17 protein-coding genes and 1 pseudogene are annotated in these 20,201 nt (G+C 39.7%); 4 read left to right on the top strand and 14 right to left on the bottom strand.

All coding sequences use genetic code 11. From position 1 onward, the window contains the following. Positions 1–13: 13 nt before the first annotated feature. The 4 genes from AS4_RS02440 to AS4_RS02425 all read right to left on the bottom strand — a co-directional run bounded on the left by AS4_RS02440 (position 14) and on the right by AS4_RS02425 (position 4,664). The gene (locus tag AS4_RS02440; protein WP_096732920.1) at positions 14–991 is read right to left on the bottom strand and encodes an NYN domain-containing protein; all 978 of its coding nucleotides are present in this window, start codon (positions 989–991) and stop codon (positions 14–16) included. A 109-nt stretch (positions 992–1,100) separates the two neighbouring features. Then, positions 1,101–3,743, bottom strand: a complete 2,643-nt coding sequence (gene topA, locus AS4_RS02435) for a type I DNA topoisomerase (protein ID WP_096732918.1) — start codon at positions 3,741–3,743, stop codon at positions 1,101–1,103. Between the two features lie 26 nt (positions 3,744–3,769). Then, a complete protein-coding gene (locus tag AS4_RS02430) occupies positions 3,770–4,219 on the bottom strand; it encodes an ammonium transporter (RefSeq protein ID WP_004718027.1) in 450 nt (149 codons plus the stop codon). A 106-nt stretch (positions 4,220–4,325) separates the two neighbouring features. Further along, positions 4,326–4,664, bottom strand: a complete 339-nt coding sequence (locus AS4_RS02425; RefSeq protein ID WP_056516913.1) for a winged helix-turn-helix transcriptional regulator — start codon at positions 4,662–4,664, stop codon at positions 4,326–4,328. A gap of 148 nt (positions 4,665–4,812) precedes the next feature. On the opposite strand from AS4_RS02425, the gene AS4_RS02420 reads away from it, so the two are divergent. Then, complete coding sequence (locus tag AS4_RS02420; protein ID WP_096732916.1) at positions 4,813–5,559, top strand: SDR family oxidoreductase; 747 nt, start codon at positions 4,813–4,815, stop codon at positions 5,557–5,559. 105 nt (positions 5,560–5,664) lie between these two features. On the opposite strand, the gene AS4_RS02415 is transcribed toward AS4_RS02420, so the two are convergent. The 8 genes and pseudogenes from AS4_RS02415 to AS4_RS02380 form a co-directional block, all read right to left on the bottom strand. After that, complete coding sequence (locus tag AS4_RS02415; protein WP_096732914.1) at positions 5,665–6,702, bottom strand: coiled-coil domain-containing protein; 1,038 nt, start codon at positions 6,700–6,702, stop codon at positions 5,665–5,667. A gap of 140 nt (positions 6,703–6,842) precedes the next feature. Beyond that, a complete protein-coding gene (locus tag AS4_RS02410; RefSeq protein ID WP_034611657.1) occupies positions 6,843–8,582 on the bottom strand; it encodes an acetyl/propionyl/methylcrotonyl-CoA carboxylase subunit alpha in 1,740 nt (579 codons plus the stop codon). 1 nt (position 8,583) lies between these two features. Next, complete coding sequence (locus AS4_RS02405; RefSeq protein WP_096732912.1) at positions 8,584–10,164, bottom strand: 5-oxoprolinase subunit B/C family protein; 1,581 nt, start codon at positions 10,162–10,164, stop codon at positions 8,584–8,586. Between the two features lie 19 nt (positions 10,165–10,183). Beyond that, positions 10,184–10,990: a putative hydro-lyase gene (locus AS4_RS02400; protein ID WP_004818813.1), complete on the bottom strand. Its 807-nt coding sequence runs from the start codon at positions 10,988–10,990 to the stop codon at positions 10,184–10,186. 19 nt (positions 10,991–11,009) lie between these two features. Further along, positions 11,010–11,768 carry a LamB/YcsF family protein gene (locus tag AS4_RS02395; protein WP_004818812.1) on the bottom strand — a complete coding sequence of 253 codons (759 nt, stop codon included), beginning with the start codon at positions 11,766–11,768 and terminating at the stop codon, positions 11,010–11,012. Positions 11,769–11,803: 35 nt separating this feature from the next. Beyond that, positions 11,804–13,055, bottom strand: a pseudogene (locus tag AS4_RS02390) (NRAMP family divalent metal transporter). 331 nt (positions 13,056–13,386) lie between these two features. Next, a complete protein-coding gene (gene mumR / locus AS4_RS02385; protein WP_004818810.1) occupies positions 13,387–14,295 on the bottom strand; it encodes a LysR family transcriptional regulator MumR in 909 nt (302 codons plus the stop codon). Positions 14,296–14,418: 123 nt separating this feature from the next. Further along, entirely contained in the window at positions 14,419–14,664 is a 246-nt protein-coding gene (locus tag AS4_RS02380; protein ID WP_004718047.1) for a SlyX family protein, read from the bottom strand. A 35-nt stretch (positions 14,665–14,699) separates the two neighbouring features. Between AS4_RS02380 and AS4_RS02375 the strand changes: the two genes are divergently transcribed. Both AS4_RS02375 and AS4_RS02370 read left to right on the top strand, forming a co-directional pair. After that, on the top strand, positions 14,700–16,610 hold the full coding sequence (locus AS4_RS02375) for an ATP-binding cassette domain-containing protein (RefSeq protein ID WP_004818809.1): 1,911 nt from the start codon (positions 14,700–14,702) through the stop codon (positions 16,608–16,610). A gap of 407 nt (positions 16,611–17,017) precedes the next feature. Beyond that, the gene (locus tag AS4_RS02370; RefSeq protein ID WP_227548115.1) at positions 17,018–17,233 is read left to right on the top strand and encodes a hypothetical protein; all 216 of its coding nucleotides are present in this window, start codon (positions 17,018–17,020) and stop codon (positions 17,231–17,233) included. Between the two features lie 126 nt (positions 17,234–17,359). Here the strand turns inward: AS4_RS02370 and AS4_RS02365 are convergent, their stop codons facing one another. Further along, positions 17,360–18,337 (bottom strand): acyltransferase family protein, encoded by a 978-nt coding sequence (locus AS4_RS02365; protein ID WP_096732908.1) that lies wholly within the window; start codon positions 18,335–18,337, stop codon positions 17,360–17,362. A 37-nt stretch (positions 18,338–18,374) separates the two neighbouring features. Then, the gene (locus AS4_RS02360) at positions 18,375–18,926 is read right to left on the bottom strand and encodes an O-acetyl-ADP-ribose deacetylase (RefSeq protein ID WP_096732906.1); all 552 of its coding nucleotides are present in this window, start codon (positions 18,924–18,926) and stop codon (positions 18,375–18,377) included. A gap of 117 nt (positions 18,927–19,043) precedes the next feature. Here AS4_RS02360 and AS4_RS02355 point away from each other — a divergent pair, with 117 nt between their 5' ends. Continuing rightward, complete coding sequence (locus tag AS4_RS02355; RefSeq protein WP_096732904.1) at positions 19,044–19,979, top strand: LpxL/LpxP family acyltransferase; 936 nt, start codon at positions 19,044–19,046, stop codon at positions 19,977–19,979. Positions 19,980–20,201: the final 222 nt, after the last annotated feature.

Raw genomic sequence — 20,201 nt, 5'->3', positions numbered from 1 at the left:
TTTTATAATTAATTCAAGGCATCACTTTAGTAATTTTAATTAGTTTATGATTTTTCTCTTTCTTAATTTCAACCCATCCATTATGGATAGACTCAATTGCTTCCTCATAATTTCTTATATTTAAATCAGATTTTTTTAGAGTATCAATGACATCTTGCACTTTTGCCCAATGACTTTCATTCGCATATTCTTTAATAGTTTTTTGAACTAATTTAATAAATACACTAAAACTGCCCTTTCTCAAAAACATCTGGCTACCTTCTATTTTTGTTTCAAATACTCCCACCGCTTTTATCAATCCTGATAATTTCGTATAGCCATAATCACGAGTATCAAAATCAGGCTTTACTGTACTTAAATAAGTACCGATTGAACCTAAGTATGCCCAACCATTATCATCAGAGTTATCTTTTACAGCCTTATAGATTAGATTTAACGTTGCTTTATCAATTGGTGGTTTGACCTCTTCCTTCTCCTTCTCAATAGAAGGAGTCTTTTTTATATCTTCAATATTTTTAACATCAATATTCTGTTTTTCTTCTTCTTTTTCTTCAGTGATTAAATTTTCTATTGAAATAAATTTATCGCATGCTTTTTTAAAAGGCTCTGGTGTTTTTTTACGCCCAAATCCATAAACGATTAAACCACTTTCTCTAATTCTTGAAGCTAAAGGAGTAAAGTCACTATCGCTAGATACGATACAAAACCCATCTAATGCACCGCCATATAATAAATCCATCGCATCAATAATCAGAATCATATCTGTTGCATCTTTACCACTTGTATAAGCAAATTGTTGTACAGGAGTAATGGCATGTGGCAAAAGTACTTCTCTCCATTTTTTTAAAGAGTCGCTACTCCAATCCCCATAAACACGCTTTACACTCGCAATTCCATATTTAGCCACCTCTTCCAATACAGAAGAAATCGAATTGACAGATGAATTATCTGCATCAATTAACACAGCAAATTTTTTAACTGTATTTTCCACAAAATCCCCATTTTTAATTTTTTATCAATCAATTCATCATAACGTTTTCAATAAAAATTGATATAAAAAATGCCCACCTATGTGAGCATTTTATTGATTATTTCAAAGCTTAAGCTTCTACCCATTTCCCATCTTGGTAGACCAAAGACCATTTGGTTTGTTTACCTTCTGGGGTTTCTGAACCAATATATTGCGCTTGGTTTTTACGGCTAAACTTAACCAATGTTGGATTACCATCTGGATCTTGATCAGGTGCTTGCAAGATAAACTGATACTTAGGATCAAGTTGATCTGCAACTGAACGTAACTCCGCAACCTTCGGTGCACGTGTTTCACGAACTTTAGGGAATTTGCTTGCCGCCAAGAATAAACCCGCTGCTCCATCACGTAGAACAAAGTAATCATCATGTTTGACTGAACGTAAATGTTCCATTTTGATTGGGTCGACACGAGGTGGCGCTGGCTGACCATTTTTCAAAACTTTACGGGTATTGTCACAACTCATACAAGCGAAATATGGACCAAAACGACCCGTTTTCAACTGCATCTCACCATCACATTTATCACATGGAATGGTTGGACCATCATAACCCTTGATTTTGAACTCGCCTTCTTCCAGCTCATAACCATCACAATCCGGGTTATTACCACAAATATGTAACTTGCGACCACCATCAATCACATAGCTGTCCATTGCAGTACCACATACTGGACAACGTTTTTTCGACATTAAGTCAGCAGTTTCGGCACTGTCATCATCAGAAAGTATAGCCAACGACTCAACTGGTGTTAAATTCAATGTCCCTTTACAGCGTTCTTTCGGTGGCAAGTTATAACCAGAACAACCAAGGAATACACCCGTTGTGCCTGTACGAATCTGCATCGGGCGTTCACATTCTTTACAGTGAACAGCTTCAACTTCTACAGGTTGATTACGGCGCATGCCGTTTTCGCCCTGTGCTGTGGTTAAGCGCTTTTTAAAATCACCATAGAAACTATCTAACAGCTCTTTCCAATTACGTTCACCATCTGCAACTTTATCCAATTGACCTTCCAAATCTGCAGTAAATGCATAATTCATCAGGTTATTAAAATTTTCGTCTAGACGATCGGTAACAATTTCGCCCATCTTCTCTGCAAAAAGACGGCGATTGTCGAGTTTGACATAACCACGATCTTGAATCGTCGAAATAATCGCAGCATAAGTCGATGGACGACCGATTCCACGTTTTTCCAATTCTTTTACTAAAGATGCTTCAGTAAAACGTGCAGGTGGTTTAGTAAAGTGTTGAGAAGGATCAAGTTTCTCAAGTTTGAGAATTTCACCCACTTTGACTGCTGGTAATAAAACATCATCATCAGACTTGTTCTGACCACGCACTTTGGTAAAACCATCAAAAACTAAAGTACGACCTTTGGCTTTGAGTTCTACACCATTCGCATCAACCAAAATCGTTGAGGATAAATACTCTGCTGGGGTCATTTGACATGCAACAAATTGACGCCAGATCAAATCATATAAACGTTGTGCATCACGCTCAACACCCGCCAAACTATCGCCTTTTAAAGTAACATTGGAAGGACGAATCGCTTCATGGGCTTCTTGCGCATTGGCTTTATTCCCATAACGATTTGCTTTAGCAGGTAAGTACTTCGCACCAAATTCAGTTTCAATATGATTACGCACCATACTGACAGCATCATCACTCAAGAATGTTGAGTCAGTACGCATATAAGTAATAAAACCAGCTTCATATAAACGCTGTGCAAGCATCATGGTTTTCTTGACAGAGAAACCTAAACGAGTACTTGCAGCTTGTTGCAAGGTTGAAGTGATATAAGGCGCACTTGGATTAACCTTCGTTGGCTTATCTTCACGTGTTGCAACTTTATATTCAGCATCTTTTAAAATTTTCAATAAAGCATCTGTTTGCGCTTTATTTTGTAATTTTAATGTTTTGCCGCCTTGTTTGACTGCTTCTAAACGAATTTCATCTTTTGCAGAATGAGTGTCTGCAAAAACTTGCCAGTATTCTTCAGGAATAAAGGCACGAATCTCACGCTCACGCTCGACCACCAATTTTACTGCAACCGACTGTACACGCCCTGCAGAGAGGCCACGTGCAATCTTTTCCCACAGTAGCGGTGAAACCATGAAGCCCACCACGCGGTCGAGAAAACGACGAGCCTGTTGCGCATTCACACGGTTTAAATCTAGACGTGTAGGTTGTTTAAATGCTTCTTGAATGGCATTTTTGGTAATCTCGTTAAAGACCACACGATGGTAACGGCTATCATCACCACCAATCACTTCTCTTAAATGCCACGCAATCGCTTCTCCTTCTCTATCCAAATCCGTTGCGAGATAGATTTCATCTGCGTCTTTGGCTAGTTTTTTGAGTTCAGCGACCACATGCTCTTTGCCGGGAAGCACTTCATATTTAGCTTTCCAACCATGCTCAGGATCGACACCCATACGATTGACTAAAGCGGATTGTGCTTTTTCAGCCTTCTGTTCATCCGTCAACTTGGTACGCGTTGCAGGCTTTTTTTCTGTCGATTTACTTGAACCACCTGTAGGTAAATCACGAACATGACCTACCGAAGACTTCACAATGTAATTTGAGCCTAAATATTTATTAATCGTTTTCGCTTTTGCAGGCGACTCCACAATCACTAATGCACGTTTTTTCCCAGCATCAGGAGAATTTGCTGTTGTGCTTTTGGATGTGGACCGAGGAGCGTTCGCCATAATAAACCACTGTTCCTATTATTAAGTTAAATTTCAGCCAATTTAAGTAAATATGCCTTCATATCATCAAGCTGTGTTGCTCTGAGGTCAGATTCTTCATCCCAATAAAGCCCTACACAGTTGGCCTGCATATCAATAGCATAAATCCCTTTTAATGCAATGGGAAAATCTTTAAATTTCTCATCACCGAGGACTACTTGAAGCTTTTGCTCTTCTACACGGGCGCGCATCAAAGCTAAGCGTGCATCTGGAATCAGTACACTATAATAAGCCACCATACTCGCACGAGACTCTGTTGCCATCGGGATTTTCGTCCACTCTGGTGCAGCCACTAAACGTGGGTGTAAGCCCATCTTGCGTGCTTTCTCTCGCATTAAACCTAATGCTTTTTCTCTAGGGCTTACGCGTAAGCCAAAAATTGAGCCCAATACAAAAACAATAATAACGAGCGCAACCCAAAGACCAGTGTGTTCCATAGTTCACCTTTTAATTCCTATATTAGAGTTGCATAAGCTGAATATAAAACGCAAGTTTAAAATTAAAATTACCGCCAATTACTGATTTTGAGGTCAGTTTAATTTCTTATTTTTCATTCATATTTTTTTCATAAAGCTCCATCCAGCTTCCCAATGACTGAATAGCGCTTTGCAGCGTTTGTCCTAATTCGGTAATTTGATATTCCACTCTAGGCGGTACTTCTGGGTAAATCTGCTTGGTTATAAGTTGGTGTTGCTCCAGTAGTTTTAAATGTTTCGACAACTCTTTTTGTGGGATTGGCGCTAAAGCCTTCTGTAATTGGCTAAATCGAACAGGATGTTTTGCTTCAATAAGATGATAGACAATTGGCAATACCCATTTTCCCGAAAATAATCCAACAAATCGCATAATCGAACAATTTTGCTCATATTGCAGTGTTGTCATTTTTCCACCTTACATAAAGCTACATTTTATAGCCTTTGAGTTTAGTCTATTTCAAACCAAACAACGACTAAGTCACCAATTGGTAAGTACTTACTTTGACAAATAAATTTTCACAATATAAGAGTTTGTAGACATTTTAGTGAAAAACATGCGATTAAAGAATAAAACGGTTTTAATTACTGGCGCAACCAGTGGAATCGGTTTTGCAGCAGCACAACGTGCAATAGAAGAAGGTGCTTTTGTTGTGTTTACTGGCCGAAATCCAGATCAAATTGTACTGACACAAGAACAATTCGGCAGCCAAAGTTTGGGCATCCAATGTGATCACTCAAGCTTAGTATCACAAGATCATTTTATTGAGAAAATGCAAGAATTATCCATTAAATTCGATGTGATTTATATCAATGCAGGCAATGTTAGCCATGAAGCATTTGGACAATGGACCGTTGAACAATTCGATGCGATTTTCGACACCAATGTAAAAGGTCCATTTTTTCTGATACAAAGCTTACTTCCAATGATCAAGCCCCATGCTTCAGTGATTTTATGTGGTTCGACCAGTATTCATATTGCCTTAGAGAAAAGTAGCGTTTATGCTGCCTCAAAAATCGCCTTGCGTTCTTTGGTCAAGACCTTATCTAGAGAACTTTTAGCCCAGCAAATACGATTTAACTTACTTTCACCGGGACCAACCTTAACCCCTGCCCTCAACAAAGTTGCGAGTACACCCGCTGAAGTTGAACAGCTCAAAGCCAGTATTGAAAATCTTGTGCCAATTCAAAGGTTGGCGGATCCAGTCGAAATTGCCAATGCCTTTATTTATCTTGCTTCTGATGAAGCTAAATTTATTGTCGGTAGCGAACTCTTGGTCGATGGTGGCGTAGCAAATTTATAAGCATAAGCAAAGTTATAAAACTATAGTGTATGGCTTAATAAAAAAGCGCTAAATATTCAAATCTAAGCGCTTTTTTATGTTGCTCTGGGCAGCTTAAAAATCGCCCTAATTTAAATACATTTCATGGCTATAAACAACTTCATGACCATTCCAATAAATATAGCCTTTTTCAATCAATTCTTTAAGCAATAAACGGATATCAGATTTTGGAAACATTTGCTCCAATAAATCACGCAACTCATAAATATCTTTAGGTTTATCGGTTTTTAAATTATTCAATTTATGAATAACTTCAATTTGCACTGGATCTATTTTTGCAAAGTTTTTAAACAAAATCTGATGTACTGCACCCACAGAGTCTTGCTGATCCATTTCCTGTAACACCTGATCTGAATCAACACGTAATTTTTCTAAAATTTGATCAATTTTTTCAAGTTTGATATTGGGTTGTGCTGCAGATTCAGTCTCAGCTGGGCGTGCTAAAACAGGCTTGTCGATATCGAGACTTGTCCATTGTTTCAAGACTTTTTTACGATAAGCCACCTGATCATCAAAGCGTTTGACAATTTTTAAATTAATTAACATGCCAACCAGATGCTGAGCTTTTTCTGGCACAACTTGCAAAATATTCACAATAGAATTCTTTAATTTTTCAATGGTATTCGGTTTGCCTGTCATCTCTCCCAAAGCATCGCAATACTTTTTAACCATTTGCAAATACGGCTTATTTTGAATGGTTTGTAGACTAGGTATCGAGTACTTGTTGCGTTGACGTTCCAACGTGGATTGGACTTGAATAAAATTACACGCTAGATCAGCGCTACGCATCAGATCTAACAATAAGGAACAACTTGGCATCGCAGAAATGACTTCAATCTGCATCTCTGGCTCTAATAATGCCAATAATTGTCCCACCACAACTGCATATTCATATTCTTTTTCAGATGCATTCGGTACTTCTAAAATCACCACCTGACCACTGCTCACCCAGCCTGAAAATTCAGTTAAATCTTCCAGTGAGTACTGGAATTGTCCCGTACAATTGAAAAGATAAAGTGTTGGGTAATGTTCAATAATCTCCCGCAGCATTTTGGCTGTAGGCATATTATTTTCAAGATCGAGAAGAACAGCTTTATTCGGCATGGTCAAAAAGTTTGCTACTGAACAGTGGCAAGCATTACAACCAGCTTTCAACAAAAGGTCAAATAAAATTGGAAATTTAATCCTAAATTCCCAATTCCACCTGACTTAAATATATAAGTTTTAGATTTTAAAGATAAATATTACTGGATGGTTGCAATCACTTGATCAGCCTGACACGTGCTCCCGACTTCCTTCAGCAATTCAATTTGACCACTTTGATGTGCCAAAACTTGAACTTCCATTTTCATGGCTTCCATAATTGCCACAACTTGCCCTGCACTCACTTGCTCACCAGTTTGGACTTTCCAAGCAATAATGGCCCCATTAATAGGCGCTTGTAAATGCTCAGGTTGAAGTGCTAACTCTGTGCTTTGCGCTGGTTGTTGCTCCACCTGAACTGCACCTTGAGCAAACATTCCTGCAGGTAAGCCTAGACGGTGTAATTTCCCATCAATTTCGATATAGCTTAAAACCATCGCTTGTTGATGCTGAGGAATCGCGCGTCGAGTTGATTTTAAGTCTTGTTTAAAGTCATTTTCAATCCAGCGCGTATGTACTTTAAATTCGTCGGTAAAATCAGGCTCATTCAGCACGGCACGATGAAAGTCTAAAACTGAAGCCACCCCCTCAATTTTAAACTGCTTTAAAGCGCGTTTTGCGCGGCGTATTGCGATTTCACGCGTTTCCCCTGTCACAATCAGCTTTGCCATTAAAGAATCGAAATGGCTGGAAACCAGAGAGCCTGTGCGCACGCCAGTATCGACACGCACACCATGACCAAAAGGTGCTTCAAATAAACTTAGTGTACCAAATGCTGGAATAAAACCACGGCTAGGGTCTTCTGCATTGATACGAAACTCAATGGCATGGCCTTGTGCTTTAGGGGTTTCTTTGATCGATAATTCTTCGCCCAAAGCCACCTGAATTTGCTCAACCACCAAATCAACGCGCGCTGTTTCTTCGGTCACTGGATGTTCAACTTGCAACCGCGTATTGACTTCTAAAAATGATAGCGTCCCATTTTGACTCAATAAATACTCGACTGTCCCTGCTCCAACATACTGAGCAGCCTGACAAATATTTTTTGCTGAAGTTAAAATCTCTTGGTAAATTTCATCACTGATAAATGGTGCTGGAGATTCCTCAACTAATTTTTGATTACGACGCTGTAAAGAACAATCGCGCGTACCTAAGACCACCACATTCCCATGCAGGTCGGCAATCACTTGCGCTTCCACATGACGAGGATTGTCTAAGTACTGCTCAACAAAGCATTCGCCACGACCAAAGGCCGCTTTTGCTTCACGGACAGCAGAGTCATAGAGTTCTTTCACTTCTTCAAGCTTCCAAACCACTTTTAAACCACGACCACCACCACCAAATGCCGCCTTAATTGCAATAGGCAAGCCATATTGTTTTGCAAAGGCTAAAGCCTCATCTGCATTATTCAATGGGTCTTGTGTGCCTTGTACCAAAGGAGCACCCACTGAAGCAGCGATTTTACGTGCTTCAATTTTATCACCCAACTTGGTAATTGCTTCAGGAGATGGGCCTACCCACTTCAAGCCTGCATCAATCACAGCTTGTGCAAATTCAGCCCGTTCCGATAAAAAACCATAACCAGGATGCACCATGGTGGCTTTTGATTTTTTAGCAATATCAATAATGGCATCAATATTTAAATAGGTTTCTTTTGCGGTTGCGCCAACCAAACCCCATGCTTCATCTGCAAGTTCGACATGTAAACTGCCGATATCGTCATCTGCATACATTGCCACAGAAGCAATGCCCATATCACGACAAGCATGGATAATACGCACAGCAATTTCACCACGATTGGCAATCAATAATTTTTCATTTACATATTTTTGCTGGTTCATCTTAGTTCTCGATATCTACAAATTCGGCGATTTTTCTAAATTTGATATGGCAATCCGCAGGTATTTGTGCCACCAAATCCCAATGATGCTTGGCAACCGAAGCAATCACAGGATAACCACCAGTTAATGGGTGATCATTCATAAACAATACAGGTTGACCATTGGGTGGAATCTGCAAAGCACCAATACATGTGCCTTCGCTTTCCAATTCATGGCAAATCTTACGTGTTAAGGGCGCTTTCCCAGATAAACGTAATCCCACTCGATTACTTTCATTGGTGACTAACCATGCTTGATTGCACAGTTTTTCAATACTGCTTTGCTCAAACCAATCCGTTCGAGGTCCCATCACAATATCAAGTTCAATCGTATCGCCAAGGGACGGGAGATTGGATTTTGGCACTTCGTTGATGCTGATATTGGATGGGACGACTAGACCTTGGTAAATGACATCACCCGTTTTTAAAGGGGCTGGACCAAGAATGGCTAAACTGTCAAAAGAACAGCTATTTAAAACGGGTTGAATATCCAAACCACCACGAACCGCAAGGTAATTGCGTAACCCTGCACTCGGCGTTTGAATTTGAAATTCATCTCCCTCATCCAGTGCAATTGCTTGATAGCTGTCAAAATCTGCTTTTTGACCATCTGCAAATTTCACATGGATATTGGAAATTGCACCTGCCACGCTAATGACAGCTGAATTTTGCATGACTGCTTTTAAACCACCATTTAGCACCTCAATCACAGGCGTATCCGTTGGATTTCCCACGATTCGATTGGCACAATGCATCGAAGCGACATCCATCGCCCCTGCTGTACCCACACCGATATTGCTGTGCTGAAAACGGCCTTCATCTTGAATCGAAACTTGCAAGCCAGATGCCGTGATTTTGAATAGGGACTGTTTTAAAGTTAAATCTTGTCGTGGTGTGATTTGCTTGGGCACATCCACAGATACAGGATGATGGGTTATATCCTCAAAATGCACCCGCATTCCTGGTCGTAAAAGCGCAGGATTTTGACGCTCCAAATCCCACATTTTTTCTGACGTTGTTCCAATCAATTGCCAGCCACCCGGACTATCTTTTGGGTAGATACCCGAGTATTGCCCAGCAAGCCCAAGTGAACCTGATGGAATTTTTTTACGTGGTGTTTTTAGACGAGGAATATCTGTAAAGGGCTGATCAAGACTACTCATATAAGCAAAACCTGGAGCAAAGCCAATAAAGGCAACGTCCCAAGTGCTTTGATGATGTTTTAAAATCAGATCGACTATAGAGAGGCCTTGCAGTTCCGCCACTTGTGCTAAATCTTCACCATCGTAACGAATCGGAATAATCACTTCCTGCGTATTGCGATCAAAGCCTGAATCAAGGTTTAAAGTACCAATCAAAACACTCAAGGTTTTAAAGTCAGTCTTGATTTCGTTAAAACAAATTAAAATTGTTTTTGCAGCAGGAATTAAATCTTTGATTCCATTCAAGTGTAAATTTTGCAATTTACTGTATAACGCCAAAGTTTCTTCTAAACTAGAAAGTTCAATCAAGAAACTGTCGGAATTTACCGATAAAAATCGCATTTACTGATCCTTTCTTGTCTTAACGCAGCCACGCACGATCAGGTATGTCTGTAATCAACATATGTCCTGGTGCATGGCTAATGGCAAATGGGATTTTCGAGTTCATAATTGCAGCTTGAGGCGTTACACCACATGCCCAAAATACTGGAATTTCACCCTGTTCAATACGTGAGGCATCACCAAAATCTGGCTGATTGATGTCGCGTATGCCCAAACTTTCAGGATGACCAATATGTACGGGAGCGCCATGAACACTCGGCATACGCGCCGTAATTTTCACAGCCTCAGCTATTTGATGGGCAGGAATGGGGCGCATAGAAACCACCATATTTCCTGAAATACGTCCAGCAGAAAGGCATTCGATATTACTCAAATACATCGGTACATTGGTCTTGTCATGGATATGACGCACTTCAATCCCCGCTTCTTGCAAAGCTGTTTCAAAGGAGAAACTACAGCCAATTAAAAAAGTCACTAAATCAGGATGCGCGTTATAAAGCTCACTCGCATCAGTGAGCTCATCCACCATTTCACCGTCTTTCCAAACACGATATCGTGGAAAGTCAGTGCGAATGTCTGAGTCAGTAGCCAATCGAGAGTGGTATACGCCTTCTTCCAAAACATCTAATACAGGACAGCTTTGCGGATTACGCTGTGCGTACAACAAGAAATCATATGCCCAGTCTTTGGGTACAGAAATCATGTTCACTTGGGTCATTCCAGCAGCCATTCCTGCAGTGGGTTGATCAAAACCCGCACGAATTTGTTGTCGCGCATCCAATGCAGCTTTGAGTTGAACTGGATCGACTTTAATCTCTTTAAACATGTGACTTGTCCTTATTGTTTTATGCACAAAATGAACGAACTTGAATGTCGTTTTTTAACAGCTCAGCTTTAATCGCTGCGGACATTTCTAGTGCACCTGCGGTATCACCATGCAAACAAATCGTATCGGCTTGAATCGGGGTAAAGACACCATCAATTGACTCAACCCCGCCATTTTTTAACATCGCAACCACACGTTTTGCCACAAACTCTGCATCATGCAAAACAGCACCCTCTAAACGGCGTGAAACCAGTGAACCATCACGGTTATAAGCACGATCAGCAAAGGCTTCTGAAACCACTTTTAGACCTGCCTGACGTGCTTGTGCAACCAAATTTGACCCAGCCAAAGCAACCAGTACCAATGCTGGGTTATACATTTTAATGGCTTCAATCACAGCCTCGGCTTGTACGGGATCTTTGGCTATGGTGTTATACAATGCCCCATGCGGCTTGACATATTGCACTTTAGAGCCAGCAACTTTTGCCAAACCATCAAGCGCCGAAATTTGATAGAGCACATCCGCGATCAGCTCGTCTTGAGACAAATCCATATTACGGCGACCAAAACCAACCAAATCTGGGTAGGAAACATGCGCACCAATCGTGACATCTAATTTCACTGCTTGCTGAAGCGTCTTCAATATTCCCAACGGGTCACCTGCATGAAAGCCACAGGCAATATTGGCGCTACTGACAACAGGTAAAATTTGCTCATCATTGCCCATTTTCCACGAGCCAAAACTTTCACCCAAGTCACTATTTAAATCGACATACATTGTGATCATTCCTTTTCAATTGAGTGTGAAGTTGATTAGAGCTTGGTGAGGTAATTAAATACCGTCGTGAATGACATATAACCCATCCACCATGTGAGTAAGCAGGTTAATACACCCAAAACCAGCAACCATTTTGGATAATTATAATTACCCATCATGTCTTTACGGCATGCTGCAACATAGACAAAAATCGTCAAACCAATTGGTAATACCAAACCATTAAACCCCCCCACAAAGATCAGTAAGCCCGCTGGTGTTGCACCTAGAATCACGTAAAGCAACAAGGCTAAAGAGATAAAGCTAATGGTGAGGTAGTTGGTATGTTTAGTGGTTAAATTCTTTTTAAATGCAGACATAAATGAAACAGAGGTATAGGCTGCACCAATTGTGCTACTAATTCCCGCTGCCCAAAAAATCAAACCAAACAGTTTAAAACCAAATGTACCCGCAGCATATTGGAATGCTTGCGCAGCTGGGTTGGCATCGTGACTTGCTAAATCAATATTTGCGCCGCTGACCACAACCCCTAAGAATGCCAAGAACAATACATAGCGCATGATCCCGACCACCACAATACCTTTGGTTGCGGCTCTAGCCACTTCATCAATATTTTCTGGTCCAACCGCACCTTTGTCCAATAAGCGATGCGCGCCTGCGTAGCAGATATAACCGCCCACTGTACCGCCAACAATGGTTGTAATGATGGCGAAATCAATTTGATCAGGTGCAAAAGTTTGTTGAACGGCTTGCCCCACAGGTGGCATGACAATAAATGCAACGATCACGATCAAGACGATTTTGAGTAACCCCAAAATAATCATGCTCTTGTCCATCGCCAACGTGGCTTTTCTGGAGGCAAAAATCAGAATCGCCAAAGCACCACTCAGCACACCACCGACCTTGGTATCCAACCCAAAGAGTGCATTTAAGCCCAGTGCAGCACCCGCAATGTTACCGATACTAAAGAAAAACCCACCTAAAATGACCAGAAATGCGAGTAAGTAACCACTCCCCGGTAAGGCTTTATTGGCAATATCTGAAGCGCGCATTTGCGTTAAAGTGACCACACGCCAAATGTTTTGCTGAACAACATAATCAATAATGATCGAAACAAGGATTGCAAAACCGAATGCAGCGCCTAATTTCACTGTAAATACAGCAGTTTGGGTTAGAAAGCCTGGCCCCATCGCAGACGTTGCCATCATAAAGATAGATGCAACAATTGCCCATTGACGGTCAGACAAAAAAGAAGATTTCAATAAAGACATGTAGGCGTTCCTCATCCATTTGAGCTTAATCAACGCTATTTCAAGTGAAACAAAGAACATCTATTTTTCTAAAATACGAGATTCTTTAATCCTTTAAACTTTTAAGATTTTCTGGTTATGCTGAACCAAATCTGTATTTCAAATAAAAGCATAGGCGAAGGTCAGTCACAATAAGACTTTATCCAAAATTCATTAAACATAAGACATTGAATTTATATGTTTTTATTATTTTTAAAATCATTTAATAATGAATGTTTATCAGTTTCTATAAGTTCTCATTATCAATATTTCATATTTTTGCAATTTTTAAATCAAAACCAAAGCTGCATAAAATGCCGTTTTATTGTTCACTATCTAATTTTATTATTCAGTTTTTTCATGGCATTTTCCGAAGTTAAAACCGCTAAATCCGTCAACTTTTCTTTTAATGCGGTGTTATTGCCTTGTGTATAGATTGCGGTAAAGTGGAATGTCTTTAGTTGGATTGGCGTATCTAGAATTTCAAGTCGCCCATCTAAAATTTCTTTGATTGCCGTTAGTTTAGGTACCACTGCAATCCCTAAACCTTGTTCAGCTAAACGTAATAATGTGACCAATGAATAACTTGTGATGGATAGCGGTTCATCGATCTTCTGTTCTTTCATTTTGGCTTTGAGTTCTTTATAAGGATAGGTAATTCTTGGATAGGTTAAAATGGTATGTGACATCAATGTCCGCAATGACATCTGCCCGATTCCACCTTTAAATGAAGGTGATGCTAGAAAGCTTAATTCAAAATCACACAATGAACGTTCTATACATTCAAAAGGCAAAGTTGGTCCCAGTAAAAACGCCATATCCAAATCACCGATGCGTACACCTTCTTGTAAATCTGGAGTTAAATTCACCACGATTTCGATGGAAACTTTGGGAAACTCTTGCTGGACTTGCTCCATATACTCCACTAGCCAAGTATGGACAATCGTTTCGGAAACCCCCAAACGAATCGTTCCTGTTAAATACTGACTTTCTGTGAGTTCAGCCACCAAGTCTGTTTCCAGTCGCATAAACTTTTCAGCATATTTAAATAAGGTCATGCCCTTATGCGTGGCTTTGATTTGACGAGAACTGCGATCAAGCACTTTAAAACCGAGATCATTTTCAATCGCAGTAATTTTTTGAGAAATTGCAGGCTGTGTCGTTTGAAGCTTTGTTGCGGCTTTATTAAAACTGTTTAAGGTCACCACCCAATAAAATGCTTCGAGGTTTTTTAAGTTCATAATCCATTTTAACCCACAAATTTAGCGCTTGCGTTATGCAAATCCTTTGCCAATATCACTGCTATGTGTGAATTTACACCTGATTCAGCACACCTCAGCCACTCATATTTCATATCCGTTGCATCAATAATGCGGAGGACGATTGGTCATTGGGTCAAATGCTGCAATACCTTCTGACAAATCAGCAGATTCTATACGTTGGTAAATTAACTGCATTTGTTTTTTTAAATCAGCGATTTCCAAGCTTTGTTGCGCCACTTGATCATTTAATTGTTCGACTAAATCATCTAAAAATGCAATTCGGACTTGCAAATCTTCTATGGGTGCGGAAAATGACGCCTGATCATCAATATTTTTATGTTTAGTCATTTTTAGTCCTCAGTGTGGGATGTTTAGGAAACCGTATGGCCTATATTACTATAAGGGATGTCCAACTTGCGTTTGGTGGACCTGCCCTGCTCGATGGCGCAAACTTCAATTTAGAACGAGGCGAACGAGTCTGTCTGATTGGTCGTAACGGTGAAGGTAAGTCTACTTTACTCAAACTGATTGAGGGAAGTTTATTGCCTGATCAAGGTGAAATTGCATTACAAAATGGTATTACAATTTCTATGCTTGCTCAGGATGTACCGATGGATTCGGGCAAAGTTGCCGATATTGTTGCCGAAGGTGCAGGAGAAGCCGCGCTCGTCCTAAAAGAATACCATGAAGCCAGCGATGCTTGTGTATTAGGTGATATGGAAGCTTGTGATCGTATGGGCAACCTACAACATAAGCTCGATTTGCTCGATGGTTGGGCATTAGAAACCAAAGTAAATTCTATCTTGAGCAAAATGGGCTTAGATCCTGAAGCAGATTTAGCAGATTTATCAGGCGGGCGTAAACGCCGTGTACTTTTAGCACGTGCATTGTTGACGCAACCTGACGTTTTATTACTTGACGAACCAACCAACCATTTGGACGTAGAAAGTATTGAATGGTTAGAGAAATTCTTACTCGATCAAAACAATCTCACCCTGTTATTTATTTCCCATGACCGTGCTTTTGTTGACAGTATTGCGACACGTATTGTGGAGTTGGATCGTGGTGTTTTACGTAGTTATGAAGGTAACTACTCACGCTATCTCGACTTAAAAGCACAGCAAATGGAAGCTGAAGAAAAGCAAAATGCGCTGTTTGATAAACGCTTGGCTGAAGAGGAAACTTGGATTCGTCAAGGGATCAAAGCTCGTCGTACCCGTAACGAAGGTCGTGTACGTGCATTAAAAGATTTACGTGAACAATCTAAAGCACGTCGCTCACAACAAGGTAAAGTGAGCATGGCGACTCAAGAGGCGAATCGTTCAGGTAAATTGGTCTTTGATATTGAACACTTAAGTGTGGCTTTTGGTGATAATGCACCGATTATTAAAGATTTCTCTGCGTTAGTACTGCGTGGCGACCGTATTGGTTTAGTCGGTGATAATGGTGTAGGTAAAACCACCTTGATTAAAGCCATTTTAGGTGAACTTGAACATGGCGGTTCGGTGAAAACAGGTACACAGCTTGAAGTGGCTTATTTTGACCAATTACGTAATGCGCTAGATCTTGAAAAATCAGTAATGGCCAACGTGTCTGAAGGCTCAGACTTTGTCGATGTTAATGGTGGTCGCCGTCATATCTACAGCTATTTACAAGACTTTTTATTCTCGCCTGAACGCGCGCGTACTCCAGTAAAAGCACTTTCAGGTGGTGAGCGTAACCGTATCCTTTTGGCGAAGTTATTGCTTAAACCGTCTAACCTTATTGTGATGGATGAGCCAACCAATGACTTAGACATGGTGACTTTAGAATTACTCGAAGAGATGTTGAGTGATTATAAAGGGACTTTGTTATTGATCTCCCATGACCGTGCATTTATGGACAATGTTGTGACATCAACTTGGGTATTTGATGGTAAAGGCAATATCGATGAATACATTGGTGGCTATCAAGACTATCTAGAACAACGTCCAGATCAACGTGTTGTCGATCAGAAAAGTGATGTAAAAAAAGCCATTGCTAAAGCGGAAGCTGCTGCGACGCCTGCTGAACCAGCCGTTAAAAAAGTGAAGTTGAGTTATAAAGATCAACGCGCTTTAGAACAATTACCCGCAGAAATTGAAGCTTTGGAAAAAGAACAAGCTGAACTGACTGCAAAACTTGCTGATGGTTCTTGGTTTGTGACTGATGCAGATGCAGCCACCAAAGCGTCGCAACGTCTTGGCGAGATTGATGAACTGATGCTTGAAAAAATGGAGCGTTGGGATGCATTAGAAGAAATGACCAAAGGTTAATTCTTCTAAAATCTTTAAATAAAAACTCCGTAAATATGCGGAGTTTTTATTGAGCCTGCCGATATTGAAACCAACAACATATAATCAACCTGTCAAAAAATTCATACACATGAATATAATTTCTCCTAATTAAATCAATTTCATGGAAAAATAAATTGTTTGATTATAAAAAACTTTCATTGCCACATTTTGCTTTGAAAGTTAAAATGACGGCAATACTTTACTGATTAAAATTAAATAAAACTTAAAAAATCAAAGCACTTACCATTCCCCACTCATCTTACCAATGATCATTTCATTTATACTGAATTTCGCTACAAGCACTTCATGATGTTTCCATACAAATCCACCAAGATATGATTATCGAGTCTAGTTCAGATCTCGAATTATTTAGTGAGAATATGATCATGAAAAAAGTTACATCATTACTTGTTACAGCATTCACCACAGCAATTTTTGCAGGTTCTGCAATGGCAGCAACTCCAGCACAGCATTCGACTCAAGCAGTTAAAACCCATCAAATGCAAAAACAACATAAAGCTGGTCATAGCCAAAAACACCATGCCGCTGCACAAAAATCAGCAACAGCAAAAAAAGTAGAGGGTAAAGCAGCAACCAAATAATCCACTTTAAAACGTTGTTTTAAAACTGTCGCTTTATAAAATTATGATCCTCATGCTTAAAAGCTACACCAACAGTGTAGCTTTTAAATTTTCAGCGAATGCTCTGGATCGCTTCAAATTCATTCGCTACTTTAAACCAAACTTCTCAACAGGCTTAATTAACCATAAGGACAATTTTCTTAATAAAATATCAAAAAATTGCTGTTGCAACATCCAGCAGGTCAATACAGATAAACCAATACAAATCCCAATTTCCACAAAAATATGAAAATCCAGTTGCCAATAACGTGCAATCAGCATCACCACAAAACCATGTAACAAATATACTGCTAAGGTGTTTTTTCCAAGTTGCACATAGCCAATATTTAATAATTTTGTCCATGCAAACATCGCGAAAATACCCAAACTCGACACCAAAAGACAGCCTATTCTAATCCAAGTACCATCCCACAGACTTACCTTAAGTTGCTGATAACTTAAACTGCCATATAACCAAAATGGGTTGATTTGGGTGAAATACACCAAGCTTGCAATACCCATCACGATGAATCCAGCTAAAATTTGAGTGAATTTAAATTGCTGAATTTTCTCGATAATGGTTTTGCCATAAAGTGCACCCACAATAAAAAATGGAAAGAAGCTAAAAATTCTTCCTATTGAGTATTGGTAATTATTCCAAGGACTTAAACCGATACATAAAGCAAGAATCAGTGCAATCAGCAGTGCAAATTTTGTTTTTATCAAAAAATGGCTAAGCGTTGTCCATACCATCATGCCCAGCAGATACCATAAAATCCAATAAGGTCGTTCAAACACATTCCAATTGAGCTGAAATTTACCTGACCAGATGGCATCAAATGCAGGAAATAGAATTTGAAAGGGTAAATAGAGCGAGACAAAAAATAGAATATTCTTAAACCATTTACTGTCTTTAAACAACATGCCCGAAATAAAGATAAAAGCAGGCATATGTACAAAATAAATCGTACCTAATAAGACATGATCAATGGGATCTTTCCAACCGATCATGCGTTCTAGAAAATGCCCGAGCACCACAAGAAATATCAGCGTTGCCTTACAACTGTCTAAGTAGGTATCTCTCATCGCAAGGTTGTCTAAAATAGTCAGTGAATAACTGCGATTATATACCTAAAACATGCACTTGCTTTTGATCAATCTCAGCAAGATGCTGGCGATAGATTTTAAAATTTTCCAAATCAAAACATACGAAACTGACTTCCTCTAAGTTGGTCGTCTGGGTTAAAAACTTAGTCACGTTGTTTATAGCGATAAATGCTGCCTCTGATTTAGGAAAACGATAAATCCCTGTTGAAATATTCGGAAATGCCAGTGTTTTTAGCTGATGTTGCTCAGCGAGTCTTAAGCTATTGAGATAGGCTTTCTCAAGCAGTTCATTTTCAGCATGCTGTCCATCTTGCCAAGTGGGGCCCACGGTATGAATCACATAATTACAGGGCAACAACCCCGCTGTGGTAATCACTGCTTCACCAACTGCACAACCACCCTGTCTGGCTCGGATCTTTTGACAATCCTCCAAAATAGCAGAACCACCTTTTCGATGAATTGTACCATCCACACCACCACCGCCAAGTAACGAGGTATTGGCAGCATTCACAATTGCATCCACCTTTTGAACTGTAATATCACCTTGAATTAACCGAATTATTTTCACGTCATGCTTCCTTGCTTATCCTCAATGAGAGTGAATGACATCTTGAATTTTCTTCTTTAAACCGCTTCATGCTACACTCCTTTCAGTTTTAACTTCCCCAAAATTTACAAAACTGCTATGAGTAAAAAGCATCAATACGAGCCTGGAAAATTTTATTGGGCATTTTTACATCCGAAATATTGGGGAATCTGGATTGCAATTGTATTTTTGATGATGCTCGCGATCTTGCCTTGGGCAATTCAGTATCGCTTAGCGACATTGTTGGGCAATATTGCCTTTGATCGACTAAAATCACGTCGTGAAACAACAACACGTAATTTAGAAGTCTGCTTTCCAGAATGGTCACCTGAGCAAGTCATCGACAACTCAAGACAAGTCTTTGTTGATCAAATGATTGGGGTCTTTGAAACTTTAAATGCATGGTATTCACCACAATGGTTTAAAAACCGTGTCAGCATCCAAGGTCTAGAGCATATTCAACAGGCCAAACAAAATGGTCAAGGCATACTGTTACTCGGCACCCATAGTACCATGCTTGATGCAGGTGGTTATTTATGCGCACAATTTTTTGAACCCGATGTGGTGTATCGCCCACAGAATAATCCTTTACTCGATATGCTGATTTATCGTTGTCGTGCAACGATTTATAAAGCGCAGATTGATCATGATGATATGCGTGGATTGATTCGCCATCTGAAAGAAGGTGATGCGATTTGGTATAGTCCAGATCAGGATTTTGGATTAAAACAAGGGGTGATGGCACCCTTTTTTGGTACACCCGCTGCAACGGTAACGGCGCATCGACGTTTATTGAAAATATCAAAAGCTGTCGCAATACCACTGTATTTTTATCGTGATGGTGATATCAAAAATCCAAAATATTATGTACTTATTGAACCTGCTGTTGATCCATTACCCAGTGAAGATGAAATGGATGATGCAATTCGTGTCAATAAAATCATTGAAAATCAACTGCGGATCGCACCGACACAATATATGTGGTTTCATCGTCGCTTTAAAACACGTCCAAAAGGCTTCGAGAAAATCTATTAAGTTTAAGTATTTTTGTTTTAATGATCAGGAGATATAAAAATATCTCCTTTTTTATTTTGGTCATCTCGCGTCTAAATACCATCGTTCATGGCGAACTGTGTCTAGTTACACATGCCCACTTTTTTGATCAAACAAAGCGAATTAAGATTTATCAATAATAGGGTCTGTTGACAATTCGTCTACGTTTGCGACTACGAGTGTTTTTTAGATGATACAAGGCAC

Source organism: Acinetobacter guillouiae (assembly GCF_002370525.2).
GTDB classification, from domain to species: domain Bacteria; phylum Pseudomonadota; class Gammaproteobacteria; order Pseudomonadales; family Moraxellaceae; genus Acinetobacter; species Acinetobacter guillouiae.
The sequence above is the reverse complement of the archived record's forward strand: the minus strand, read 5'-3'. Positions and strand labels throughout refer to the sequence as shown.